The 24,841-nt window shown below is 33.9% G+C and carries 21 protein-coding genes, 1 tRNA gene and 1 pseudogene; 17 read left to right on the top strand and 6 right to left on the bottom strand.

The window, feature by feature from the left end:
* Nucleotides 1-19 precede the first annotated feature (19 nt).
* The 7 genes and pseudogenes from CSE16_RS11870 to CSE16_RS11835 all read left to right on the top strand — a co-directional run bounded on the left by CSE16_RS11870 (nt 20) and on the right by CSE16_RS11835 (nt 7,868).
* Nucleotides 20-223 carry a hypothetical protein gene (locus CSE16_RS11870; RefSeq protein ID WP_099424097.1) on the top strand — a complete coding sequence of 68 codons (204 nt, stop codon included), beginning with the start codon at nt 20-22 and terminating at the stop codon, nt 221-223.
* 252 nt (nt 224-475) lie between these two features.
* Entirely contained in the window at nt 476-1,321 is an 846-nt protein-coding gene (locus CSE16_RS11865) for a copper amine oxidase N-terminal domain-containing protein (protein WP_099424096.1), read from the top strand.
* A 258-nt stretch (nt 1,322-1,579) separates the two neighbouring features.
* The gene (locus CSE16_RS11860) at nt 1,580-1,981 is read left to right on the top strand and encodes a DUF4362 domain-containing protein (RefSeq protein ID WP_253896265.1); all 402 of its coding nucleotides are present in this window, start codon (nt 1,580-1,582) and stop codon (nt 1,979-1,981) included.
* Nucleotides 1,982-2,372: 391 nt separating this feature from the next.
* Nucleotides 2,373-3,971, top strand: a complete 1,599-nt coding sequence (locus CSE16_RS21890) for a stalk domain-containing protein (RefSeq protein WP_099424094.1) — start codon at nt 2,373-2,375, stop codon at nt 3,969-3,971.
* Nucleotides 3,972-4,619: 648 nt separating this feature from the next.
* The gene (locus CSE16_RS11850) at nt 4,620-5,435 is read left to right on the top strand and encodes a glycerophosphodiester phosphodiesterase (protein ID WP_099424093.1); all 816 of its coding nucleotides are present in this window, start codon (nt 4,620-4,622) and stop codon (nt 5,433-5,435) included.
* A gap of 1,088 nt (nt 5,436-6,523) precedes the next feature.
* Nucleotides 6,524-7,232: pseudogene (locus tag CSE16_RS11840) on the top strand (SDR family NAD(P)-dependent oxidoreductase).
* Between the two features lie 33 nt (nt 7,233-7,265).
* A complete protein-coding gene (locus CSE16_RS11835; protein WP_099424091.1) occupies nt 7,266-7,868 on the top strand; it encodes a hypothetical protein in 603 nt (200 codons plus the stop codon).
* 535 nt (nt 7,869-8,403) lie between these two features.
* Here CSE16_RS11835 and CSE16_RS11825 read toward each other — a convergent pair.
* Both CSE16_RS11825 and CSE16_RS11820 read right to left on the bottom strand, forming a co-directional pair.
* The gene (locus CSE16_RS11825) at nt 8,404-8,763 is read right to left on the bottom strand and encodes an MmcQ/YjbR family DNA-binding protein (RefSeq protein WP_099424089.1); all 360 of its coding nucleotides are present in this window, start codon (nt 8,761-8,763) and stop codon (nt 8,404-8,406) included.
* A gap of 161 nt (nt 8,764-8,924) precedes the next feature.
* Complete coding sequence (locus CSE16_RS11820) at nt 8,925-9,254, bottom strand: antibiotic biosynthesis monooxygenase family protein (RefSeq protein ID WP_099424088.1); 330 nt, start codon at nt 9,252-9,254, stop codon at nt 8,925-8,927.
* Between the two features lie 1,349 nt (nt 9,255-10,603).
* On the opposite strand from CSE16_RS11820, the gene CSE16_RS11815 reads away from it, so the two are divergent.
* Together CSE16_RS11815 and CSE16_RS21570 are read left to right on the top strand one after the other, a co-directional pair.
* Nucleotides 10,604-10,837 (top strand): hypothetical protein, encoded by a 234-nt coding sequence (locus tag CSE16_RS11815; protein ID WP_099424087.1) that lies wholly within the window; start codon nt 10,604-10,606, stop codon nt 10,835-10,837.
* 79 nt (nt 10,838-10,916) lie between these two features.
* Nucleotides 10,917-11,081 carry a hypothetical protein gene (locus CSE16_RS21570; protein WP_172954384.1) on the top strand — a complete coding sequence of 55 codons (165 nt, stop codon included), beginning with the start codon at nt 10,917-10,919 and terminating at the stop codon, nt 11,079-11,081.
* Nucleotides 11,082-11,553: 472 nt separating this feature from the next.
* Here CSE16_RS21570 and CSE16_RS11810 read toward each other — a convergent pair whose 3' ends face one another.
* Nucleotides 11,554-12,396 (bottom strand): polysaccharide deacetylase family protein, encoded by an 843-nt coding sequence (locus CSE16_RS11810; RefSeq protein ID WP_253896073.1) that lies wholly within the window; start codon nt 12,394-12,396, stop codon nt 11,554-11,556.
* A gap of 251 nt (nt 12,397-12,647) precedes the next feature.
* On the opposite strand from CSE16_RS11810, the gene CSE16_RS11805 reads away from it, so the two are divergent.
* From CSE16_RS11805 to CSE16_RS11770, 8 genes are all read left to right on the top strand, one after another.
* Nucleotides 12,648-12,869 (top strand): transcriptional regulator, encoded by a 222-nt coding sequence (locus CSE16_RS11805; RefSeq protein ID WP_099424086.1) that lies wholly within the window; start codon nt 12,648-12,650, stop codon nt 12,867-12,869.
* Entirely contained in the window at nt 12,866-13,246 is a 381-nt protein-coding gene (locus CSE16_RS11800; protein ID WP_099424085.1) for a YhjD family protein, read from the top strand. Before CSE16_RS11805 ends, CSE16_RS11800 begins: the two co-directional genes overlap by 4 nt.
* 47 nt (nt 13,247-13,293) lie before the next feature.
* Nucleotides 13,294-14,181: an alpha/beta fold hydrolase gene (locus CSE16_RS11795; RefSeq protein WP_099424084.1), complete on the top strand. Its 888-nt coding sequence runs from the start codon at nt 13,294-13,296 to the stop codon at nt 14,179-14,181.
* Nucleotides 14,182-14,728: 547 nt separating this feature from the next.
* Entirely contained in the window at nt 14,729-14,920 is a 192-nt protein-coding gene (locus tag CSE16_RS11790; protein WP_099424083.1) for an ABC transporter permease, read from the top strand.
* A gap of 798 nt (nt 14,921-15,718) precedes the next feature.
* Nucleotides 15,719-16,915, top strand: a complete 1,197-nt coding sequence (locus tag CSE16_RS11785) for an HD-GYP domain-containing protein (RefSeq protein WP_099424082.1) — start codon at nt 15,719-15,721, stop codon at nt 16,913-16,915.
* Nucleotides 16,916-17,025: 110 nt separating this feature from the next.
* Entirely contained in the window at nt 17,026-18,219 is a 1,194-nt protein-coding gene (locus CSE16_RS11780; protein ID WP_099424081.1) for a PqqD family protein, read from the top strand.
* A gap of 40 nt (nt 18,220-18,259) precedes the next feature.
* Nucleotides 18,260-18,334, top strand: a tRNA-Cys gene (locus tag CSE16_RS11775).
* A 218-nt stretch (nt 18,335-18,552) separates the two neighbouring features.
* The gene (locus CSE16_RS11770) at nt 18,553-19,533 is read left to right on the top strand and encodes a thymidylate synthase (protein WP_099424080.1); all 981 of its coding nucleotides are present in this window, start codon (nt 18,553-18,555) and stop codon (nt 19,531-19,533) included.
* Between the two features lie 226 nt (nt 19,534-19,759).
* Here the strand turns inward: CSE16_RS11770 and CSE16_RS11765 are convergent, their stop codons facing one another.
* From CSE16_RS11765 to CSE16_RS11755, 3 genes are all read right to left on the bottom strand, one after another.
* Nucleotides 19,760-22,579: an ATP-binding protein gene (locus CSE16_RS11765; RefSeq protein WP_099424079.1), complete on the bottom strand. Its 2,820-nt coding sequence runs from the start codon at nt 22,577-22,579 to the stop codon at nt 19,760-19,762.
* Nucleotides 22,572-22,934, bottom strand: coding sequence for a response regulator transcription factor (locus CSE16_RS11760; RefSeq protein ID WP_099424078.1), 363 nt, complete (start codon nt 22,932-22,934; stop codon nt 22,572-22,574). The genes CSE16_RS11765 and CSE16_RS11760 overlap by 8 nt, the downstream gene beginning before the upstream one ends.
* 145 nt (nt 22,935-23,079) lie before the next feature.
* Nucleotides 23,080-24,711: a GGDEF domain-containing response regulator gene (locus tag CSE16_RS11755; protein ID WP_099424077.1), complete on the bottom strand. Its 1,632-nt coding sequence runs from the start codon at nt 24,709-24,711 to the stop codon at nt 23,080-23,082.
* Nucleotides 24,712-24,841 lie beyond the last annotated feature (130 nt).

Below are 24,841 nucleotides of genomic sequence, written 5' to 3'. Positions count from 1 at the left end.
TTCAAAAAAGGGGAGAGAAATGTATAAATATAAATTTAATGCAAACAACACTGGGGGCTACGAGTTTGAGAGCAATCTTTATTTACCCGAAATTGAAGTAATGATTATTAATGGAGTAAGCATGTTATTTTTCGAAGATGCACAGATAGGAATTAACTTAGCGGAATTGAAGGGAATCGAAATTGATGGTCAGACATATGAAGTACCAGGTTATAGAGTATAACAAAAGACCTTCAAAGGGTCCCGTCAGAATAATGCGGATTTACAACGTTAAGGAAAGAATGGTTACCAAACGACGCCTTGGGAAGGTTTGTACCTCAACTAACTTAGCAAATATCTAGGAATGAAGGAATTTTATAAACCTATATTGAATTAGTGCATTAGCAGTAAAGGTTTTGGTTATTTTTAAAGGCTTAAGGTCTCAACAATTAACCTCTTGGGGGATATTTACATTTAAAAAAGGAGTTATCAAAAAATGAAAAAAGTATTTTCAGGAATTTTACTTGTTATGATTCTAATCATTACATCATCACCTACTTATGCGGCGACCACTCAAATAAAAATTGACGGTGTTACGATTGTATCCGATGTGAATCCCGAAAGTAAGAGTAACCGGACAATGGTTCCATTACGTGTTATTAGTGAAAATTTAGGAGCCAACGTCAAATGGTCGGATTCGCAAGTCACACTTACTAAAAACGATATGAAAGTAATCTTAAAACTTAATAGCAATAAAGTGGTGAAAAACGGTAAAACGGAACTTCTTGATGTAAAGCCATACATGAAGAATAATCGTACTTTTGTTCCGATGCGTTTTATTGCCGAAACATTTGGCAGTAACGTTGATTACAAAAACGGCATAGTGACGATTGATACAAAGCCATTCGTTATAGATGGTGTAATAGTAAAAGCATTACAGTATGAATATCATGCGACAATGGGCGGAGTAATACAGCAAATCAAAGGAAATGGTTATAACGAAGCCATTTATAATATTTTTATAGAAAACAAAGGAAGTAAGGTCGAACCGCCTTCAGATTACACATGGTCAGTTCATAGCATCACAACTGGGGGGTATTATAAAGGTGGTCAATATGATTTTCTAGACCAAGAAGGGAACAGCGTAGAACGTTTTGATATCTATAATTTAGTTCGAGGTTATGATGAAAAGTTGCCCCTTCCACCCCAAACTTTGATTCATGTGCCTACTGAAAATCAATGGTATTTGTTTAGTGATCCCGCAGGACAAGCCATTGATCAATTAATTGATAGAGCTTCGGTGAGCGGCTTTGTAACGGTTATTATTAATACAGTTCCATAAAGTAGACAAAGGTGTTTTCTTATTGTGTTAACAGGAGCTTTAGTGCAACCAGAACGAATAACGTATACATCAATAAACAAAATAACGTTCCCAAACGCAAGTTAGGGAATCACCTCCATTCAATTGAATGGGGGGGCTGCTTATGATCAGTATGTCCCCAAACCTCATTTGGGGTGTATTTCTTGTTCAACTAACGGTGTAAGTTAGTTGAACAAGGATTTGAAACTTTATTTTAAATTTAATGTCTAATTGAAAGAAGTGTTAATTATAAAAAAGGTATTTACTTTATTATTGTGTTTTGCATTAGTTGGATGTTCTCAAGAACCAAAGAAAGTTGAAGAAGTGATAAATAACCACAATGATATTCAAAATTTAGGGGGGTTAGACAGATTTGTTAAGAATGTAGAAAATCAAAACGAAGCAAAAGTAAAATATATTCAGTATGGGATAGAGGGTCAACGAGGAGTTATGACATTAACGTTCGATGGTGTACAAGTAAATGTTTCTCATAGTGTAGATGGTGATTTTGTTTCAGAATATAATTGCAAAAAAGTAATAGTTGAAACTGAAGAAGAAACACAAAAATATATTCTCAGCGAATGTACTGGGAATTTTATTGGGGATTTCGAGTTATTATCAATTCAGAATAAATTCAACTAACAGGGACTTTAGTGAAACAAGGATTTATAACGTATACATAACTAAACAAAATAACGTTCCCAAATAAAAGTTTGGGAAGCCACCAAAAGCCACGAAATGTTGTGACATCAACGTTTCGTGGTTTTTCCTATGAACATTGTTTATACGTCTTTTTATACAGGTGGCATAAACGGTTGATGTAGCAGTATTTTTACTTGTTTGGTTTGTTTTTCACTTAGCATAAAATCGTGTATATTTCTTAACGTTGTAAATCCGCGTTTTTCTGATGGGACCCCTTCCACAAATTATTGATTGTGGAAGGTTTTTGATTTTCAGTACTGACTATTACTATTGCTAAATATCTCATTACGTACCATAATTAGGGCGTACAACAAATACATGGAGGTTTATTATGAAGAGTTTAAAAGTTATACTTGCAGTAATGCTATTCTCTGTTACATTTTCTTTTGCTAATGTAGGTGATGCAAACGCCTCAAGTAACATTACGATTTATGTGAACAATGAAAAACAATCGTATAGCAATAAAGCTGTATTAAAAGGTGGAAGCACTTTAGTGCCGTTACGTGGCATTTTTGAAGTTTTAGGAGCAGAGGTTAAGTGGGACCAAACATCTAAAACAATTGACGCAACAAAAGGTACAACTAAAATATGGCTGAAAATCGGCTCTAAAGCGACAAAAGTAAATGGTAAAACGGTAAATATCGATGTGCCAGCACAAGTTGTTAATGGCAGCACACTTGTGCCATTACGTTTTATAGGTGAAGCTTTAGGCGCAGAAGTTAAGTGGAATCAATCTTCTAAAACGATAAATATTACAGCACCTAAAGAAGTTACTGGTGAAGTTCCATCAAAGCCAAATACTAAAAAGCCGATGAAAGTTCACTTTATTGACGTAGGACAAGGTGATTCAACATTTATTCAAATGCCAAACGGTAAAACAGCCTTAATCGATGCCGGGACCGATGCAGCAGGAGAAAAAGTGGTAGCCTACTTAAAATCATTAGGTATCAAAACAATCGATTATGTAATCGCAACACATCCGGATGCTGATCACATTGGTGGAATGGTTGATGTATTAAATGCATTTACAATTAGCAATTTTATTGATTCTGGTAAAGTACATACATCAAAAACATACGAGAACATGCTCTTAACGATTCAAAACAAGAATATTAAGTACATTGTGCCTGAGGAAGAAGATATCTTAAGCGAAGATGCAGAGACATATTTACAGATTTTAAACGCAAATCCAAACGCAGATGATAATAATGACGCGAGTTTAGTTGTTGCAGCTGGGTATTGTACGAATGATGTGTTACTAATGGCTGATGCTGGTGTAGAAGTTGAATCTGAAATGATTCAAGAATACGAGGAAATTCAAGCTGAAATTTTAAAAGCTGGTCATCATGGTTCGAACACAAGTAGCTCACTTTCATTCTTGAAAGCTGTTGATCCAGAAGCTGTTATTTTAAGCTACGGTGCTAGCAATTCTTATGGTCATCCTCATAAAGAGGTAATGTCTAATATTAAATCTGTTGGCGCTAAAGCGTATTCAACTGCTCAAGATGGTACGATTATAGCTACAATTAACTGTGGTGATTACTCAATTGCAAAAGAATTTAAGTATGAAGTTGATAAAACACCACCGACTACTAAACCAGAAGAAAAACCTGAAAGTTTATTTAAGAACTGTACGGAATTAAAAGCAGTTTATCCAAGTGGTGTACCTGTTGGTCATGCAGCTTATGAGCTTAAACATGATGGTGATAACGATGGTTGGGCTTGTGAGTCAGAAACGGTAACACCAATACCTGATCCAGAACCAGTTCTGCCGGTTACCCCAACACCGCCGCCAGTTACTACACCTCCGGTAAAAACATATAAAAATTGTTCGGAATTAAAAGTAGATTATCCTGATGGAGTGAAAAGAGGTCACCCAGCATACCAATCTAAAATGGATGGTGACGGCGACGGACATGCCTGTGAATAAAATTTATTAAAAACAGCCCTTCCACTTGTGTGGAGGGCTTATTTTTATTTCTATTGTTATTTCATAACTTAAATTATCAGTACCACAAAAGTACCTCAATTCGATATGTTATAATATACGAAAGTAAAAGCGATAGAAATTCTAATAATTCCAAACGTCGATAATCAAAGGGGCGAACAATAAAAAACTATTCATTGCCAACCTAATTGAACTCTGGAGCAAAAACACGCCTCCTAAGTGGTTATCATAAATAATACAAGGCACCCATGATTATTGTGGGTGTTTTTTTGCGGTTAAAAGCTTGATATTTCACGGTTTTTACGAATTGTTCACAACAATAAATCATTTGCAAACAGACCATGATTTTCATGCAATAAATGATGTACCCCAAATTCACTCTATTTCGATTTCATCTTTTTCAAATGAATTGGCATATGTTACATACTGTTTCAGGTGTATATCCAAGCGCAAGATACAAATTAACTGTCAGCGGATAATTGTGATATTGCTAATATATTGGGTAGCATGAAAAGAGGTTTTTAGCTTGAAATATAAAAGTAAATCTCAGTGCATAAGATAAAATTAGGAAGGCTTTATTCCGATGTCCTTAATGGAAATATTTCATGAATTAGTCAGGGGAATTGTTTGATGATTAGGATATTTACTTGTTTTGCAATATTTTTTAGCGTAGCGGTCCTTTTTTACTTTTATAATCCTAATAGTAAAGATGTGGAAAAGGTAAGTAATGAAGCTTTGATTATTGCACACAGAGGGGCGGTAGATCAATTCAATGAAAATACCATCGAAGCATATGAGCAATCTATAAAAGACGGTGCAAACTGGATTGAGATAGATATACGTATGACAAGTGACGGTGTACTTGTACCAATGCACGATGTTGATATAGACCGTACAACAACAGGTACAGGTGAGGTAAATGATCTGACATGGAAACAACTTTCCCAATTTGAAACAGTAAAGAATGGTCATAGGGCACCAATTCCTAAGTTAGAAGAAGTATTCCAAAAGTTTGGTCAAAATATGCATTATTATATCGAAACAAGATCAGTAGATGGGAAGCTTTTAGTGGAAACTAAATTGATTTCACTCTTGAAAAAATACGATTTACTAGATAAAGAGCTCATAACCATTGCATCATTTGAGACGGAAAGTTTGGAAAAAATAAAAGAAATCGCCCCATCTATCCCACTTGTTCGCCTCTACAAAAATAGTGAATTCTCACTTAAAGATGCAGTAGAAAATGATTATGAATTGATTGGCTTAGAATCTCTAGTTGTATCGGAAAAAATAGTGAAGCGTTTACACGAGGCTGACAAAAAAATTCACGTATATTTCAATATACCAATAATTGAAAAATTCGAACAGAAACGAGTTCGCAAATTATTAGTTGATGGGTATATAACGAATTCCGTGAGATTTACAAAGGAACTAATTTGGCGTTAAATCCGTGAATATGCAGCTGGTGTGTAACTGAACATAAAAAAAGCCCTGGCATCCACGCACAGTAAACGTAAGTATTATTTACAATCAAAGGGAGGTAGGAAGGCAAAGCCCGAAACTTCCTATGTTCTAAGAATTTTATAAATCCGAGGGGCTCTATATTGCTATGTAATGGAAGAGTACTACTTATTCAGTGCTCTTTTTTCCATGTCCAGAAAAGAGTGAAAATATGAATTCTGTATTGCAGTGTGAGGATTGTAAACGACCAGCACCAGTGGTTGTGGCTGTTTTTTTCAGTTGAAACCTTGATAAATTAGGCATTCTTCAGTTTGTTAACGACAAATAATTTGCAAATAGAGTGAAATTTTCATGCTATAAACCATGTACCCAAAATTCACTCTATTTCGATTTCATCCTTCTTAAAAGAATGGGCATATGTTTTATAAGTTGCTTCTATTGTATCTCCAACTAATACTGTGAAGGAATTTATGAAACTTTTTTACTTAACGAACGTAAATAGGCTAAAGTAGGGAATTTAATGAATGAATTAAATAATTTTCTTAAACTTTTTTATTGCCAAGAAAGAGGTATACACATGTTCTTTAACCGTAAAAAGCAATCCGAACAACTAAATCCTTATAGCAATAACGAGCAAGATTACTCTAGAAAGAATATAGACACCGAGGAAGATTATAACGTCGATGTGCTAATCCACTTCACACCACAAATGAACTACGTCTACATCTCAAACACTTGTAACATCTATATCTGTTCTGATTCAAACTTTGTTGAAGTAATAAGAGATGGCGTAGATTATACTATCTCTGGTTCATTCGTAGTACTAGAGTGCATAGACATCAGAAATCTCGACTCTATTCTAAACAACCAGTACCAACTAAATAATTTACCTATACCATTCGTCAAAATAGATGTAGAATAAAATCTTTTTAAGTTGAAAGGGAATGAAATAATTGACGCTAAATGTACAGTAACGTCGTTTATACAAACTAGTGATTCAAGGAATTTCATTGCTACATATCTTTTTGATTATTATAATTAATAAATGATAGTTATTTTGAGAGGGTGATAGAATGAGCAAGAATTTCATTATCTTTGGAGCAAGCCAAGGACTAGGTGATGCGTTTGTAAAAGGTTTACCCGTAAAGGGGGATACTGTATGGATGGTGTCACGTACCCGACCTAAAAGTTTAGACATAAATGATGGTGTAAATCGCCAATGGCTACCAATTGATTTGTCTAGTCAACAACAAATTCCAACTTTAAAAGAAATGTTAAAAGACATTCCTTTCTAATGTTGGTGTATGGGAAAAGCGTGGTTTCGAGGATGACTATACATTTGATAAGGATGAAATTGAAGATGTTTTCAACTTGATCAATATAAATCTAACTTCTACTATTACATATATTCAGGCGCTTATACCAAACTTAAGACAAGCGAAAAATGGAAAAGTCATTTTAATTGGTTCAACGGCAGGCTTAGATCACACAAACAGTGCACAAGTTTCATTTGTTACATCTAAATTCGGCTTGCGAGGCATTACAAATGCTCTACGTGAACATTTGAGAAAAGATAAAATCTCAGTCACTTGTATTAATCCTGGAGAACTGGCAGCAGAAGTACCTTATGAAGAAGGTGCCAAAAAGGCAATTGATTTATATGAAGGTACAAGAATCCCTGTACAAGATATTGTATCTATTGTTCAATGTGTAATTAATTTATCACCAGTTTCATGTGTTAAGGAAATTAATATCCCTGCAATAACAGACTTAAATGCTTGATTGTAGCATTATTCGAAGCAAGGATGTGATTGAATGTTTCATGATGGATTTCCAAATTATTTGAGAGATGATGTAACTACAGTGGTTGGAAATATTCCACATAAAATTTATAATAATGTCGCTATTGGTGTGTCCGAGGATACTATTCAATATTTTCAAGATAAAGCCGTGATTAGATTTCCGTATCGTATTTATTACATTGATAGTTCAGATGAAGTTATAGACGATTTAAGTCTACGACAAAAAATGATTTTGCACTGTATTTATTCAAGAAGTTGTAACGGGTTTGTTCGCCAAAAGCATATTTATTCGTTGCTCCAGATGGATTATGAGGACTGGGCTATTCCTTATATCGTAAAAATATGTGATGAATATGTCGTAGAAATATTAGAAATGACTTATGATATTTTAAAAGAGCAGGAAACAGAACGGATTAAGAGATTTTGTCTTGAAAATATTGTGCCGTTTTGCAAAAGCTATAATAGAATGATTAGTTATTGGAACGAGTATTACCAAGATAGATACAATAATTTTCATAAATATATTGGCAGGAAGTTATTTAGAGATTGTTTTGGTTACTCTAAATCAATGGAACGCGGGAAAAATGGAATTTGTGAAACATTTCACTTAAAGTAACGGACGGGGACGCTAATCTAACAAGTTAAGTCAACAATTTGTTGGCTTTTTTTGTGCATTCGTAGCATATTGTTCAATAGCAATAAGAATAGCGCTGCCATAAAGCAACGCTAAGTTCGTTCAATCTTAAATAACTTTACAACACTAAAAACAAAGCCTATCAATCCGCTAATCAAGAAAATATATGCTACTACAATTGACATAGCTTCTATGTTGTTTGAAAAGATTCTATATGCGCCTAATGAAAATAATGCCAAACCACTAACTGAGCTAAGTAATGTTCTATTCTTGACAGTCAAAAAAACACCTCCAAATAATGGTATTAATAATATGTTAACACAAACTCAGTTTTTAGTTAACTTATTATGGTTTTTTCTTTAGAGCGGGTAATAAAAACAAAGAAACTTACTAAACAATATGTCAATAACAATGAGCAATTTGAGCATAAAAAAAGACCTGAGTTCCAACCCAGATCAGCAAAGCGCGTATGTTTGTATGGTTCTAAATAATTGTGCACTTAAGATGTTGATGAAAACTATTTAGGATTAATTTGGTTTTGAACTTTCTTTGTTAGTTTCTCAAATACTAGCTGGTAGGAATGCAGAATTAGATTTTCTATCAAATCATTGGATAAATCTGAATCTAAATAAATTGAGTTCCAGTGTGTCTTATTCATATAATAACCTGGTATAATGCCTTGAATGGTTTCTCGTAATTCTTCAGCACGAGCAGGGTCACATTTCAAAGTGATGATAGGCTTTCTTTCAGCGTCTCCTCCCATCATTGCAAACATCTTACCGCCAACATGATAACGATCCGCTTGCCAGTCTACCTGGTAATCATGTGTCGTTCCGGGTAGGGTGAGGCAAAAAGATTGAAGTTTATTTTTTTCCATTTAACAGACTCCTTTTATAATAACATTCTTAAAAACTAGAATTTGATTACATATATATCATCAACAAATTATGAATTTTACTAATCTTATAGAAAATATTGTGACTTAATTGAACAAAATTATTGAGGAAGACCTTCACAAAATTTAGGAAGCTCAGTAAATTAGATTCTATTTGTATAATCTCTTTCAACTTTGCAAATTCGAGTTGTGTATGAAGAATACCAATCTGTCTTTCCTTTTTCTTGTGCTCTCATATGGGAATGATGTTCTTTCCATTGTTGGATAGACTCTAATGAATCCCAATAAGAGACTGTAATGCCTAATCCGTTAGCTTCTCTAGCACTTTCAACTCCTAAAAATCCTGGTTGCTTTGAAGCAAGTTCTACCATTAAATCAGCCATAGTATGGTAGCCGTCATGATTGTTCATATTCCTTTGGGAAGTAAAAATAACAGCATAATATGGGGGAGTGGGTGTATTTTCAAAAAACATATTGATTACCTCCAATACAATTTATATTGAAAATAATACCATGATTTTTCATTCAACATTTAGTAAAATGCGTAATTGTGACATATAGCGAATTACTAAAAAAAACCATGTAAATTAATATTACCGAATTTTACATCAAAGTCGTGCTAATTAATTATGGTACGGCTTTTTATTATGCCTTGAACACCTATGATTACCGCAAACAATATTTCGCGAATGGGAATAATTGAATTTTCACCAGAAACATGAACAGGTTGGTAGTAGAATTAAGATTTCTGAAACAACAGGTAATCGTGCAATCTTATTAGCAGAGGAAAAAAATTATCCGCATTTGCAGAACATCGTAAATGTAATTGAAAAATTGTACAGCGAGTTAGACAACGACCAATAGACCATTGTAGATATGCGTTACTGGGACAAGGTCGGCTTTTATGTATGGGGAGATATTGCGGATAAGTTGTATATGTTACGGCATAAGGTATTACGTAAACGGAATATTTTGATTGATAAGACGACAGAAAGGATTGGTTGGGTGTAAATGTTAAAATCAATAAAAGTAAAGAAAGTAAGAAAAGTTATATTTAGTGTTATTGGATTTGGAGTTGTATTTGCAATATTCATCTCCTTGAGTGTCAACAAGTCAATACTGTGGGCAATCCTCCACGGAATATTTGGATGGCTCTATGTGATTTATTATGTAATACAAAGTTGAACTACCTAACACTAGCGAAGTTCACTAATTAATGTCGTAAAGCTTTATCATGAGTTACTTTATAAACAGTTACAGGAGCAAGTGCTATGAACGTACCTGTTGAAGGAGGTGGAGGAGGTAAACCACCGTCCTGCGTTAACTTACCAAACCCTTGTCTTCCGACTTAACAGGGATAATCAATTCAATGAGATTTTAGGCATTTTCTGCTTAATTTAGTATCGAAAGCTATTTTAATATTTTCAAAATAAGGCACTCACAGTTGTGGGTGCTCTTTTTATATTCACAAAAGGAATATTGCCTTTCTTCGCGTTCTTGCTCCATATTTTCTTGTGGACTCATTTTGTATTTACTTCTTATATTTTTTTAGTTCTTCTAAATCGTAAACTAAATCTATTACTTATCACTTCCAACCCTTTATCTAATGCATAGTTATTTATAGCTTTTCTCTTTTTATTTCAATTCAGCAATTATTTTCTTTGATTTTTTATTAGGTGTAAAAACCCCCTAAATAGAAAGTGAGAAGGAAAATACTTTATAAAGTAGTGATTACTCAAAGGGCGAATGTAAACCAAGACAACTAGAATTAATTTGCTAAACATTTTGTCAATTGCAAGAATCATTTTACTGAGGGGTGAGAATGATAAAACAGTTAATAAGAGTTTTATACACCGATGTGCAGTACGAAAGGGAGTTTGAAATGGAGAAAGAGAAGATTATTGAAAAATTAAATGACGTGAGACACGATCTTATGAAAATAGAGAATGAACTATTTGAAATATATGGTGTTGAACCAAAAAGTCCAGGTGCGATTTTATCCGATGTTTCTTACATTGTTGCAAGCCTTACAGAAGATATAAAAAACAATTACTGAACAATAGGTCAATTAGATTTAACCCTTGCAAGAATAGATTATTCCCAAATGGTTAATTTATTTATTGGAGGTGTTAAATATGCAGAAAAAGAAGGGCAATAAAAAAGAAGTAAAAAAAGAAGAATTTGGTACAGATTTAAGTCCAGACGATTTAGATATACGTGAAGAAAACGATCTAACAGAAGAACAGTATAAGAATTCAAATCAAGTAAAACAATCTGACAATACTCAAAATAATAAGTAAATAACCCCCAGTATTTTTACTAAAAAAGCCGCAGCGAGTACAAGCGCTGCGGCGATACATAAGAATCTCTTATGCTTGGATGTCACCATTTAAGGAATTTTATTTTCCGACCATATACTTATATATTTCGTTTGTAATAATACGTGGTGTAGCTCTCCTATGACTCAATAACTCCAATTACCACAATAACTAAATAGACGAATTTAAAGTCCCTTAAGCGGATATGAGGGGCTTTATAACGCTACCCCAAAAATATTTTGATGGTACATTATCAGATACAATAGTTTCAGTTCGGCTTGGGGTATTAGGGCGATACAACAAATGAAAAGCGAGAGAAACGATGTATCGGATGGCACATTTATAAAACGTCCAACTACTTACGAGGAAGTTATTACGATGCTTTGTAATAATAAGAAGTGATTCCAAGCCCGTTACCTTTCAATGGTAGTGGGCTCGGAATCACTTTTACAAGTTAAAGATTACTATTTTTTATTTTATTTATTAATTCTACCCCGGAATCATTTCCATTTACCGTTATTCTACTTAATACAAACCGATTGTCGCCCTTAATAACACTTTTATTATTAATTACAAACCCCAATTTAAACCCAGCTGCTTTGACCGAGTTTATTGCTTCATTGGAAATAACACCATAGGGATAGGTAATAGCAATTGGTTCATAACCTAACTTCTCTTTAATAATTTTTCTGGACTGAATAAAATCATTTGTTACTCTTTCTATATATTCTGTTTGATTTTCCAACTTATTATTAATGTAACCAGGACCATATAAAGCGGTATTTGTACTTCCATTGCTTGATTTAAATTTATAATGCGAGTCCCAAGTATGGCTTTGGATAGTAATATAATCTTTCATCTCTCTTAATTGATTCCAATTCATTTTGGGAATCTCTTTGGAGTTTGGCTTATCAACAGTGTTTTCTAAAATACGACTAGTGATAACAAAGATTTCCGCATGCATTTTGTATTTTTTCAAAATTGGATAAGCTATTTCATAGTTGCTTAAATACCCATCATCAAAGGTGATCAACACTGGCTTTTGCGGTAACTGCATGCCACCAATTAAGTAATTGTATAATTGCTGGGCTGTTATGGTATTGTATCCTTCTTCTTTAAGTGATTTCATTTGATTATCGAAATTTTCCCGAGAAATAACCAAATTGTTATCCAGTTTTTCTTCTAGATGGTGATACATAAGTACAGGAATTTTCTCGTCATTGTATCCTTTTGTGGGGGAGAAATTCGAGAACAATACAAAGTAAGTAATAACTAAAATAATTATTCCCTTTTTCAAATACGCACCCCGTTTTTTGTGTTGTTATGTTAAAAAAGCATTCAATCTATTTTGTACAAAGGAAAAATATTTATTCTTTGGTTTAAGGTTGTTGTTCGAACCAAAATGATGAGTTATTAGAGTAAATTTTTAAAAAGTTGAATCCTTCCCGTTTATTTTAAAATTTCTTTTTATTACCGCTTTTAAAATAGAACGCATGTGCGTATAATGAAACAAACAAACGTTCTGTTTTTACTTGGAAGGGGATAACAATGAAGGAACAATTAATAAAAGCGATGCAGCGAAATCAATTAATTTATTTGATGTATATAGCAAAGGATGGCGTCATTAGTAAACGTCGCATAAAAATTCTTAAGATAACTGGTGACTCGTTTCAAGCATTTTGTTTTAATAGGCAAGCCAAGCGTTCTTTTATTATCAATAATGTCTTAGCTGTTTTTCCTGTCGTATATAAAGAGCGTGGTATCGTATGATTACAGAAGAACTAAGGCAGCTAGTACACCAGTTTATTCTAATCGATATGGCGCAAAGGTCTGTAAAAGTTGACAAAGAGTATATCGAGAAATATGCAGACAACTTTAAAACCGCTAAATTGCAATTAAACTTAATTAATAAATTGCTCGATGAACTTCATCAGGACTATCATAACCATAAACGGCTTTTAACATTAAATAAAATTCATGTTGGCAAATGGAAACGTGCAAATGATACGCATACCAATTATCATTTCATGCTAAACGGAATTGAAGGGTCATTAATGTACAATAACGTCCAATTAAAACGCGAAGTAGAAAATATGCTCACTTCTGTTTTTTTTAGCGATTCAAGTATGGGAACCTCTCAAACGTAGTGGGCATAAGCTTATAATATTTGTCAATTTGAAAGGGTGTTTTATAGATGTTTCCTTATCACCAAAAAATTCATCAATTTCCCTATATCAATTATAGGTTTATGCCCAGCTGTTTTTATTACTCTCCTTATTCTGATGTATCGTCGCTTCAGACTAATGGTGCCCTTGAATTTGACGAGAAATACCTTTTACCCTCACAACAACAACTTACCTTTGTGCTTGTCCATGGTTCTTGGGCAGATGCTCACTTTTGGGATGGAGTAGCGGCAGAACTTCGCAGTCAAGGGCATGTCGTCTATACACCTGAATATGCAGGTCACGGCAATGATCCGAACAAAAATGTAACACATGCGATGATTACGAATTCCGTTGTTGATTTTATAACGAAATGGAACCTACGTAACTTTATTCTCGTTGGGCACAGCTTCGGCGGAACAGTCATCCAAAAGGTTGCAGAACAGGTACCGGAGCGCATAAAACGCCTTGTCTTCTGGGACGCGTTCGTACTGAGAGACGGCGAATCAGTTGCCGATGCGTTTCCTGCCCAAATGAGGTATGGTTTCGAGCACCTTAGAGCTAACTCACAGGATGATACGATTATGCTTCCGTTTCCTCTGTTTCGGGATTCATTCGTCAATACGGCCACTTTGGAGGAAGCTCAACGGATGTATAATGGAGTCACTCCGGAACCGGCTAAGCCGCTTTTCGAGAAATTGGACCTTAAAAGGTTCTACTCGTTATCTACGCCAAAAAGTTATGTCTATTTCTATCAAGACAACGCATTGCCACAAGGAGAGGGTTACGGTTGGCATCCGAATATGTCTAGCCGGCTTGGGCAATTCCGATTGATTGTAGGGGACGGTGACCACTTTACAGATACGCTTACAAGACCGGCTATGGTGGCACAGAAGTTATACGAGGCGGGTCGCGAATGACCTACTGTAAGTGGATGTCATCGATAGTATGAAGCACCCAATAACTGACCTAAGAAAGTTAGACAATTGTATTTAGGCTACTTCATGGACCTATGTTCAGTATTCCACCGGGCATAGGTTTTTTGATTTTTACTACAATTTCACAAGGGAAAAATTCCATAAATATTTATTAAAACAACATTCCATAGTAAAAATATAGAACACTTTTAGAATCATTTGAAACCTACTTAACAAAAATACCTATATAATTTAATGAATGAATATTATAAAACAGCAAAAAATATTTATTAAGAACGGATGTAAATTCCGTACAAGAACTGAGAATGTTAGCGAAATTTAAGGGTCAGACAAATTTGCTAGCGATTCAGACGGTTCTAAGTACAAATCCATTGGGAGGTGTTAGTAATTTTTTTACCGAACAAGCTACGTAAACAGTATAAATATTCGTTATTATACAAAAATTACTTAAAAATTTTGTTTGGATAGGTGAAATTTTTGAGTAAATAAGGTAAAATTAGAGCATATCATATGAAAAGGGGGACTGCCGATGGTGACCGGTCAGTTAGAGCGAGCATTCCAATTAGCGGAAAAACATAAGCTCGACGTAAGCACAATTTTAGAACTAAATAAAATTATTGCAAAAGAAGTGAATATCTCTTTTAAAATGGAGGAGAAGATTTTAAATCAATTCATTCACATTCTTGAAAACAATAAGACAATCCTAAAGGAGGCTACTTAGTAATTGGAAAAAACAATTGAACTTTACGATGATTTAGACACATTTGACTAAAGGCGTTGCTCAGCAAAAGTAATACGAGCAGCGCCTTTTATTGTGCCCATTTTTAAGTGATACATAAAAATGAAGGAACCACATAATCGATATCAGCTCATACAACAATCCGATATTTAGGCTATAAAGGGTTAAGTGAAATTTGCGATTGGAAATAAATTAAGAAACTTTAAAGCAATAATCTGTACAATGTAATCCATTTTAAAAACCAACTATAAATTTTAACCCATTAGTTCTTCTAACTACTTTTTATTATTCCTCACAAAGTTAACTGTTTTGCACCAGAACGGAAAAAATACCGTTGGAATTAATACCTGATTATTACAAAGTTTCATTTACATTTTAAAAAAAACCACTATAATTACAGTAATAAAGAAATGAAATTTTATATTAAAATAAAAGATCTAAAGACCTGTTCGGTGTAGGTTGGACCTAATTTTGTAGTATAAAATAGAAATTTGTAGGTGAAATAATTGGATGATATCGTCATCACTCGGTATGGCATTAAAGCTCCCGGGTGTTTTAGATAAATTTAGATTTTTAGATGTATTAGATAAAGGTATTTGTACTCAGAGCGTTCTAAAAATTGATAATCAGCTTCAGTCTAGTATGATTGCGGGTTTGATAGAGGATTGCTTTTAGAAGATAAATAGGAAATATTACAAATGATATTCTCGTGTTTTAGTTGGATGTGGAACATAAGGTCGTTTGATTGGTAAATAAATTACGAAAATTAAGAGGTGAAAAATGAAGAAAACATCTTTGTTACAAGAAGAAAAGCATTCAACGGTACTATTTTTATGGCTATTTTTTGTTGTGTTTTTTGTTTATGAAATAATTTATTATAATCTTTTCCCAGCATTTCCATGGGGCGATGTTAATGCAAAGAGTTCCAAATGGGACGATTTTATGTTTTTTAAATATGGAATCATATTTGCGCTCATCCCTTTATCTATTTATTTGATAAAAACGGAGAAAACAAAATCTGTAAAATACATATTATTTTCCGGTTATTTTTTAACGAATGTAGTTTCAGATATATTGTATTATAAAGATAGTACGCTTACTTACACTAGTGGAAACATGGTAGAACTTGTAATTGTCCTTTTCTCACCGATTTTTGTGAATAAAAAATTTACATATTTTATTACAGGTGGTTTAATTCTAAAATATATTTTGGTTGGTATATTTATACATGATCCATTGGTTTTGTTTCCAATTAGTGCATTGATTGTACTATCATTTATTTCCTTTTTACTACTGCTTCGTTTTTTAAATTATATTAAAGCATTGAAATATTCGTACGACGAACAATTGGAAGGTATTGTTAAGGGAGTTATTGCTATTCTAGAGTTGAAGGATCCCTATACTCGTGGACATAGTGAACGAGTTGCTGCATATGCAATGAACATGGCGGAAGCTACTGGAAAATTTAAACCATCTGAGTTAAATTATTTTTATTACGCCTGTCTGTTACATGATATTGGAAAAGTTAATATTCCCGACTCAATTTTAACAAAGTCTGGTAGATTAACAGATGAAGAATATGATATAATTAAGACGCACCCGGTTGTTGGAGCCGAAGCTATTCGAGAAGTTGACGGGATTGCCGATAATCTTGAAGTGATTTACCACCATCATGAAAGATGGGACGGGAAAGGGTATCCAGATGGACTATCAGGGGGAGATATTCCATTTTTAGCTAGAATTACGGCGGTGGCCGATGCTTTTGATGCGATGACTTCATCCAGATCCTATCGCCCAGCACTTCAATTTGAAGAAGCATATCAACGAATTCTCGATGGACAAGGGAGTCAGTTCGATCCACAACTTATCGAATTATTTAAACAGGTTTACCCCCAATGGATGCAAATTTCTAAAACATATCGGAAGGGTATGAACATGAGAGGAGGAGAAAAACATGAAAATTCGCAAACTAAATAAAATTAAAGTGACTTGCTGGTGGTGTTGGTGGACTCCAGTAGGATGAGTAAGTACGTTTTAGGATGCTGTAATTTTAGCATCCTATTTTATTTTATAGAGGAGGCTATACGTTGAAGGTATCCTTGCAATCCGAAATAACGTTATATCCGCTATCCATTCAAAAAGATAGCAAAAATTATATCGTGGAGGAGCCGATTTCTGGTGATTTCTTTGAATTGCCTGAGATAAGTGTTGATGCAATTAAACGATTGGACAAAGGTGAAGGACTAGCTGCGATTGAAAAGACACTAAAAGATTCTTATCCTGAGGAAGAAGTGGATATCATTGAATTTGTGGAGCAATTGGTGGAGTTAGGCATTGTTCAAGAAGTGGATGGGGTCCGAGTTAATAGAGATAAAGAGAAGCGGGCTAAATCTGCATCTGATGCAGGTGGTTTCTTATGGGTCCCTCACTGGGTTGGACGTTTGTTTTTTAATGGAACGATGAACATGGTTTACTTGCTTCTGCTAGTATCGAACGTAATAATTCTTATACTGAATCCAGAACTTTTTCCCCATTACAAAGACATATTCCTATTCGATTCCATGGTGCTAAATGTAATTAATTATCTATTGATTTCTATAGTATTAATTTTAATTCATGAATTTGGGCATATCCTTGCCATTCGATCGTATGATTTGCCAGCTAAATTAAGTATCGGAAACCGGCTGATTTTTATTGTTTTTGAAACCGACCTGACTCAGGCGTGGAAACTTGAACCTAAACAGAGGAATATCCTGTATCTTGCGGGAATGTCTTTTGAGCAGATCATTCTTTTCCTTTCATTCGGTTTTATGCTTCTTTTTCCAAATGCAAATTTTGTAGGAATTCTTAGCATCATCGTGTTAGATATTTTTATTAAATCAATATATCAATGCTGTTTCTATATGAAAACAGATGTATATTATGTTGTAGAAAATGTAACAGGATGTTATAACCTGATGGAGAGTGGCAAAATATATTTAAGTTCATTCCTTAATAAACATCGGAAATCAGGGAAGGATCATAAAGAGATGTTCCAGGATGAATGGAATTTGATTCGTATATATAGTGCATTTTACATAGTCGGAGTTTTTTTGACGTTACTTTTGACAGTTTTGTATTTTTTACCGCAGCTCTATTATATGTTTAGTACAATTTATTTAAATATTCTGGGAGCAGGAGATCGTGCAGCTTTTTGGGATGCTATTGTATTTTTAGTACAGACAATGTTCATGCTTGTCTTGTTGGTTTATTTGGCGAAAAAACAAAGGCGTGAGAATTAAATAAACCGAATAGTAGATTATTTTATTCATTAATACAGTATTCTCAGTAGCTCAGCAAGATAGAGCAACGGGTTTACAAAGCCGTCAGTCCCAGGTTCGAATCCTGCCTGGGAGGTAATCAGGTTTCAAATAGTCTTGATAAACATAAATCAATACTTGTGTACTCAGGCTTACTAATAACGATTTCATATTTAATATTAACCATATTCCATATCAATGAACAATTAAGTTTAGTGCGTACGATAAAAGATAATAAAACCTCCACGTAAATTCTACAAAAAAGAAAAATTTCAGCTATAATGGGTAAGTGAAATATTTCGGAGGTGCACGATCGTGGCAAATAAACTAGAACAAACATACTTAGATCTTTTACAGTCTATTTTAAATAATGGTGTAAAAAAGGAAGACCGTACAGGAACGGGGACGTATAGCGTTTTCGGTCATCAAATGCGCTTTGATTTAGCGCAAGGATTCCCGTTACTTACGACGAAGCGTGTGCCATTTAAGCTTGTTGCGAGTGAGCTTCTTTGGTTTATTAAAGGTGATACGAATATTCGTTACTTATTGCAAAATAATAATCATATTTGGAATGAATGGTCGTTTAAGCGCTGGGTGGAATCGGATGAATATGATGGTCCCGATATGACAGATTTCGGAAACCGCTGTTTAGTAGATGAAGATTTCAACAAACTTTACAAAGCGGAAATGGCTTCTTATTGTGAGCGTGTATTAGAAGACGATTCATTTGCTGAAAAATATGGGGAACTAGGCAATGTATACGGGAAACAATGGCGCCGTTGGACAGACTCAGAAGGAAATGAAATTGATCAGCTCCAAGATGTCATTGACCAAATTAATAACAATCCAGATTCTCGTCGCATCATTGTCAACGCATGGAATCCTGAAGATGTTATTAATGCCGGCGCAAAAGGAAGTAAGGCTGCATTACCACCTTGCCATGTGATGTTCCAATTTTACGTAGCTAATGGAAAGTTAAGCTGCATGTTGACGCAACGTAGTGGGGATACATTCCTCGGCATTCCATTCAACATCGCAAGCTATGCTTTATTAACACATTTAATTGCACATGAATGTGGTCTAGAAGTAGGGGAGTTCGTGCATAGTATTGGGGATGCGCATATTTACTCGAACCACGTCGAGCAAGTGAAAGAGCAGCTAAGCCGCGAACTAAAAGACTTGCCAACATTAACAATCAATGTAGCAAAAAAATCAATTTTCGATATCGAGTTGGAAGATTTAACGATCGAAGGCTATGACCCGCATCCAACGATTAAAGCACCAATAGCTGTATAAAATTAAAGTACCTGGAATTAGTAAAAATTCCAAGGTACTTTTTTAATGTGCCCGGCTTGCGCAACAACTCGTTGGTGAAAGTCCATTACAGGGTTGGTAATAGAAATTATAAGCCAAAAACGACCCAAGCGAATAAATTCACTTGGGTCGTGCAAAGACAAGTTAACGTATTTTGTCCTACAATCTATTTTAAAATTAGGAATTTAATACTGAGATTACCGTATTACTATACTTGGCAAACTACGGATGCCACAAGTATTTTTGAAAGTTCTTCTGGAGGGTATGGTTTCGTAAAATACTTTTCAATGTTGTATTTTTCAACGTTTTCTTTTGACTCATCTAATGCAGAAGAAATAATAATTGGAATTTTACTTGTTTGTTCTGTTTCTTTTAGGAGTTGTACAAAATCCCATCCGTTTATTTCATCTCCTAGCATTAAATCAATCACAATTCCAACTAAAGGTGTTTGAAGCGCTTCTTCAAAAGCAAGCCTCGTATTATCATGAAAAAGAACAGTAAAACCTTTACTTTTTAATTCTTCTGATAAGAGTAAGGCTAAACTTAAATCGTCTTCTATGATCATAACGTTTAAACCAGTTTGTTCTTCATCTAAATCATTTCCTTCAATATTTTGTCTTGCTGAAGTCTTAATGTTAAGTGGTAAGTTAAAGTATACGGTTGTCCCTTGTCCTTCTTCTGAATTAATCCAAATATCGCCACCATGTTTGGTAATAATTTCTTTACAAATTGATAGTCCTAACCCAGTACCACCAATTTGTCGTCTTGAACTATTATCAATTCGTTTAAATTTCTGAAATAGTTTTGGAATTTCATTTTTGGGGATACCAATTCCTTGATCTTTTACACTAACTTGCAGCATTTCATTGACGTTTTCGAGAGATATGGTCACATCGCCTCCTGTGGGGGAGAACTTGATAGCATTCCCGATGATATTAATAAATACTTGAACTAGTCTTTCTGAATCTCCGTTCACATTCACGAATTTTGCTTTATCAATTAAATGTACATGATGGTTCGTTTCGTGACGGAATCGGTTAACGATATTAATGGATAGCTCATCCATTGATAGTTGCTGCATACTATACTGTTGTTTACCAGATTCCATTCGCTGTAAATCAAGAAAATCATTAATTAGATTTGTTAGACGAACAGCTTCCTTATGAATTGTTTCAATATATTTTGTTTGACGTTCCGGTTTTAATTCTTTTGTTAACAAAAGCTCAGTAAATCCTAAGACGCTAGATAATGGCGTACGTAGTTCATGACTAACTGTACTTACCAACTCAGATTTCATTTGATCTACCTCGTATTCTCTAGTGATGTCACGGTGAACAAACATAGTTCCAATTTTTTCTTCACCTTCATACACGCTGGTTGCATATACTTCAACAAAAACTTGAGTACTTTGTGAAATTGAATAGCGGAAAGTTCTTTTATCTATAAAATCCTCTACAACAGCTTCTGTGAAAAAATGAGTCAATTCTTCGGGATGATCACAAATATTCTGTAAATCTTCCAGCCAAGTTTGTTGAGAAACATGTTGCTTGTTTAATTTGTTTTGTGAAGGAATTATTTGAGATAACGCTTTGTTGACTAAGACAACATCTCCTGTGGAGGATACCAGTTGGATTCCTTCATTTACATTGTCAATAATATTTTGATTCAGTTGTCGTGAACGCTCAACTTCTTCATACATTAGTATACGTTCAAAGGCGATAGACACACGATTCATTAATCCGTTTAAATCTTCTATTTCATGACAAGTAAATGGAAAACCTTCTCGAGTAGCCATCATAACAGCAACTAAATGCCCCTCAGAATTCAAGACAGATGAATAGAGGTCATAGCAATAATAGGGGTGTTGTGCAATATCTTGTGCACCTGGAATTACTTTTCGCGTAATGACAAAAGACTTTTCTTCCTCTAAACGAACTTGTTTATCTTTATTAAGGTTGCCAACAAGAAGCTCGGTTGATTTTTTTGTTAACCCTTTAGATACATAAACATGCCCTTCTAATAAATACAAGATACTAGTATCGAACTTGTAGATATCATTTAAATATTCGTTAAGATTCTCCAATAATTGTTGTTTATCGAGTGTGAACGTTAAAACATGATTCAAATCATTATATTTTTGTAACTGACTTAGTGAGTGTTGTAATTGAATTTGATTTCCCTGTAATTCATCTTGTTGTGCAGTCAGTTCTTCATTTTGAGTCGTCAAAACTTCTTCTTTCTCTTGAATAGACATCGTCATTTTATGAAATGAATTAGCTAAAATACCTAGCTCATCTTCTTTCTGAACTAGACTACTAAGATCTATGAAATGTCCTGATGTTATGGCATTTGTAGCATTTGTTAACTGCTCAATTGGTTGAATCACATTAGAAAGTACTCTGCGCATTATGATTGCTACAAAAAATAGAAGAATTATTCCTAATAATAGGGATATTAATGTGAAATTTTGAGCCTTTTCAATCGATTTTGAGAATAAATTGTTTAATTCAATCTCATTTTTTTTGTTGTAAGTATTTGTATAGGCTACAAATTTATTTACAAGATTATTTGTCCCATCGCCGGAAAGCTTCCTTAAAGCTTCATAGTCATTTGCATCTACATAACTTATAGCTTGAGGGAGGATGACTGTTTTATAATTTTGACTAAATTCAAGTAATTCTTCATACAATGCTTTTTCTTCTTTTGTGTGAGGTAATTGACCGAATTTATTTAAATATAATTCGAATTCCTCTAAATTTTCATGTAATAATTGTAGTTCTTGTTTATTTTGAAATGCATAATACCCTCTAGCCCTGAAATTAATGCCATTAAAACTATCCGCTAGTCCACCTACAATTTCTGCTTTTTCCCTTACAGCTTCTCGTTCTACTTTTAAACTCTCATTACTAGATTTAACATACAAAAAGAAAACAATCACGATTATTAAAAATGTAATGGATACTTTAAACAACATTTTTAGAAATTGACTACGAATGTTTTTATCTAGTCGTGGGAAAGATTTATACATTTAAAATTTCCTCCACTAAGCCCAACAATTCAACAGGACTAAAGGGTTTGGACATAAAAAAATGAGCGCCTTTCTCTAATACGATTTGACGGTCTGCTTCTTGTGCTTTAGCAGTAAGCATCAGAATAGGAGTGTTGTTTTTTACATCATCTGGTAGCTGCTCAATTACCTCTACGCCCGTTAAATTTGGCATCATGTAATCGAGTATCATTAAGTCATAAACTTGCTCATTGATTTTTTGAAGTGCTTCAGCCCCATCCTCTGCTTCGTCAATTTCGAATCCTAGGTCTTCTAAGGTATCACAGATAAGCATTCTTAAAATTTCTTCATCATCTACAACTAAAATTTTCTTCATAATTTCCCTCTTTTCTTCACTAAATCAATTACGCCTCGGCGTAATTGCGTCCAGATTTTTTTCGAGCTCGCTCGAAAAGCTCCTCTAAAAAATCTGTGACATCCACCAGGAGATTTAACATGATTCAGCCCCCGGCTGAATCATGTTAAATAAATAAGCGTTTAATCAGACTCATTATTCGCGTTGAAACATCAATGATATTAAACGGTTTAACAATATAATCATCTGCTCCATTTTCTAGTGCCTCTAAGACGTAATTCTCACCTTTAAGACCTGTTAACATTGAAATGATTACATCGTTTGAAGTATGTTTTTCTCTAATTTTTTTAAGTACTTCAATACCATCCATTTCTGGCATCATGCCATCTAGTAAAATAATATACTTATAATTTGGCGTATACCAATTAGAATTTAAGAAGCTAACACCATCACCATAAGATATAACTTCAATATCGAAGTTTTCACTTGATTTCCAATTTTCGAAGTGAGTTGTAATTAGATTCCTAATGATATAAACATCATCAATCACAATGATTTTAACTTTTATTTTCTTCTGCACTCCAGCTGTTAGGCTATCAAACATAACAGTCTGATTTCTTCCAAATTCCTTTGCATTGTATAGCGCTTGATCTGCTTCTTCGAGTATTTTTTTGGGATGAAGATTTTTGGTAGTGGCTTCAACTACTCCAGAAGAGAAGGTTACCTGAAATCTTGCACCGCTCGCTGTAAAATGTTTTTGTTTCATTGACTCACGAAGTTGTTCTAATAGCATGTATGCCTGATCGACAGTGGTTTGCGGCATTAACATGACAAATTCTTCACCACCATATCGACAAAAAACATCTTGCTCACGTTTAGAATTCATTACTAAATCTGCAAATCCTTTTAAGACTTCATCTCCAACCAAATGTCCGTATGTATCATTGACTTTCTTAAAATAATCTAAATCAGCTATCGCAAGAGCAAATGGTTCTTTATTACGATTGTATTGCTGGATTAACTTTATAAGTTGTGAGTCCATGAATTTACGATTATAGATTTGTGTTAATTCATCAATAATAATTGACTGTTCTAACTCTTTTCTATAAGCTAAGCGATTCGTTACATAGGAATTCAAAATATCTTCCTCTATAGGTTTAGAAATGAAATCTAAAGCACCCATGTCATATGCTCGTATTCTGTTTTCCTTGCAATCATTGGAACTCATAACAGCAACAAACATACGATCCTTTTTTATCTTCTTTACATTTTTTAATATAGAAAAACCACATGTATCAGGTAGCATAATATCTAAAAATACAATAGAAGGTTTTAATTCATAAATTAGTTCCAATCCACGTTTGCCATTGTACGCAACGATAACGGAATGACCCTTTTTTTCTAAAACATCTTTTAAATAAGAAATAAATACAATATCATCATCTATAATTAATATAAATTCTTGATCATAACTATTATCAGTTGAAATTAATTGTGTATTTTCTACTTGCTGTACATTAAAATTTGTTTGATAAAAACTAATTCCTTCAATTATAGGTGCAAGGTAACTCTTCCATTCAGACTTACTCCAATGTCTTTCCTCATTTTCATTTAAAGGTTCTATTTTCTCACTAGCAATAGTAGTTAGTTCACATAATCCGATTGATCCAGCTGTTCCTTTTAAGCTATGTAGAAAATAATATATTTGTCGTTCTGTAACAAACTCTAGTTCATCCCATTTTTGAAAGTTCTCGTACATACTTTTATAAATCATTTGTTGATATTTTTCTTTTACCATAATATATCTCCTCAGTTATTATTACCTGCATCTATAGTATAACTTGAAATATATTTATATCTATCATGAATTTTTGTTTGTGGAACTCTTGAAATACCGTGGTTACCCTTATTAGCTAGCTGTAGTTTTA

It is taken from the genome of Solibacillus sp. R5-41 (assembly GCF_002736105.1).
In the GTDB taxonomy this organism is placed as follows: Bacteria; Bacillota; Bacilli; order Bacillales_A; family Planococcaceae; genus Solibacillus.
This window is presented reverse-complemented; position numbering and strand designations above follow the sequence as displayed.

What these genes read in the sequence shown, in the direction of transcription:
- CSE16_RS11870 (WP_099424097.1), top strand. Translation starts at nt 20, where the DNA reads ATGTATAAATATAAATTTAATGCAAACAACACTGGGGGCTACGAGTTT.
- CSE16_RS11865 (WP_099424096.1), top strand. Translation starts at nt 476, where the DNA reads ATGAAAAAAGTATTTTCAGGAATTTTACTTGTTATGATTCTAATCATT.
- CSE16_RS21890 (WP_099424094.1), top strand. Translation starts at nt 2,373, where the DNA reads ATGAAGAGTTTAAAAGTTATACTTGCAGTAATGCTATTCTCTGTTACA.
- CSE16_RS11850 (WP_099424093.1), top strand. Translation starts at nt 4,620, where the DNA reads ATGATTAGGATATTTACTTGTTTTGCAATATTTTTTAGCGTAGCGGTC.
- CSE16_RS11835 (WP_099424091.1), top strand. Translation starts at nt 7,266, where the DNA reads ATGTTTCATGATGGATTTCCAAATTATTTGAGAGATGATGTAACTACA.
- CSE16_RS11825 (WP_099424089.1), bottom strand. Translation starts at nt 8,763, where the DNA reads ATGGAAAAAAATAAACTTCAATCTTTTTGCCTCACCCTACCCGGAACG.
- CSE16_RS11820 (WP_099424088.1), bottom strand. Translation starts at nt 9,254, where the DNA reads ATGTTTTTTGAAAATACACCCACTCCCCCATATTATGCTGTTATTTTT.
- CSE16_RS11815 (WP_099424087.1), top strand. Translation starts at nt 10,604, where the DNA reads ATGATAAAACAGTTAATAAGAGTTTTATACACCGATGTGCAGTACGAA.
- CSE16_RS21570 (WP_172954384.1), top strand. Translation starts at nt 10,917, where the DNA reads ATGCAGAAAAAGAAGGGCAATAAAAAAGAAGTAAAAAAAGAAGAATTT.
- CSE16_RS11805 (WP_099424086.1), top strand. Translation starts at nt 12,648, where the DNA reads ATGAAGGAACAATTAATAAAAGCGATGCAGCGAAATCAATTAATTTAT.
- CSE16_RS11800 (WP_099424085.1), top strand. Translation starts at nt 12,866, where the DNA reads ATGATTACAGAAGAACTAAGGCAGCTAGTACACCAGTTTATTCTAATC.
- CSE16_RS11795 (WP_099424084.1), top strand. Translation starts at nt 13,294, where the DNA reads ATGTTTCCTTATCACCAAAAAATTCATCAATTTCCCTATATCAATTAT.
- CSE16_RS11790 (WP_099424083.1), top strand. Translation starts at nt 14,729, where the DNA reads ATGGTGACCGGTCAGTTAGAGCGAGCATTCCAATTAGCGGAAAAACAT.
- CSE16_RS11785 (WP_099424082.1), top strand. Translation starts at nt 15,719, where the DNA reads ATGAAGAAAACATCTTTGTTACAAGAAGAAAAGCATTCAACGGTACTA.
- CSE16_RS11765 (WP_099424079.1), bottom strand. Translation starts at nt 22,579, where the DNA reads ATGTATAAATCTTTCCCACGACTAGATAAAAACATTCGTAGTCAATTT.
- CSE16_RS11760 (WP_099424078.1), bottom strand. Translation starts at nt 22,934, where the DNA reads ATGAAGAAAATTTTAGTTGTAGATGATGAAGAAATTTTAAGAATGCTT.
- CSE16_RS11755 (WP_099424077.1), bottom strand. Translation starts at nt 24,711, where the DNA reads ATGGTAAAAGAAAAATATCAACAAATGATTTATAAAAGTATGTACGAG.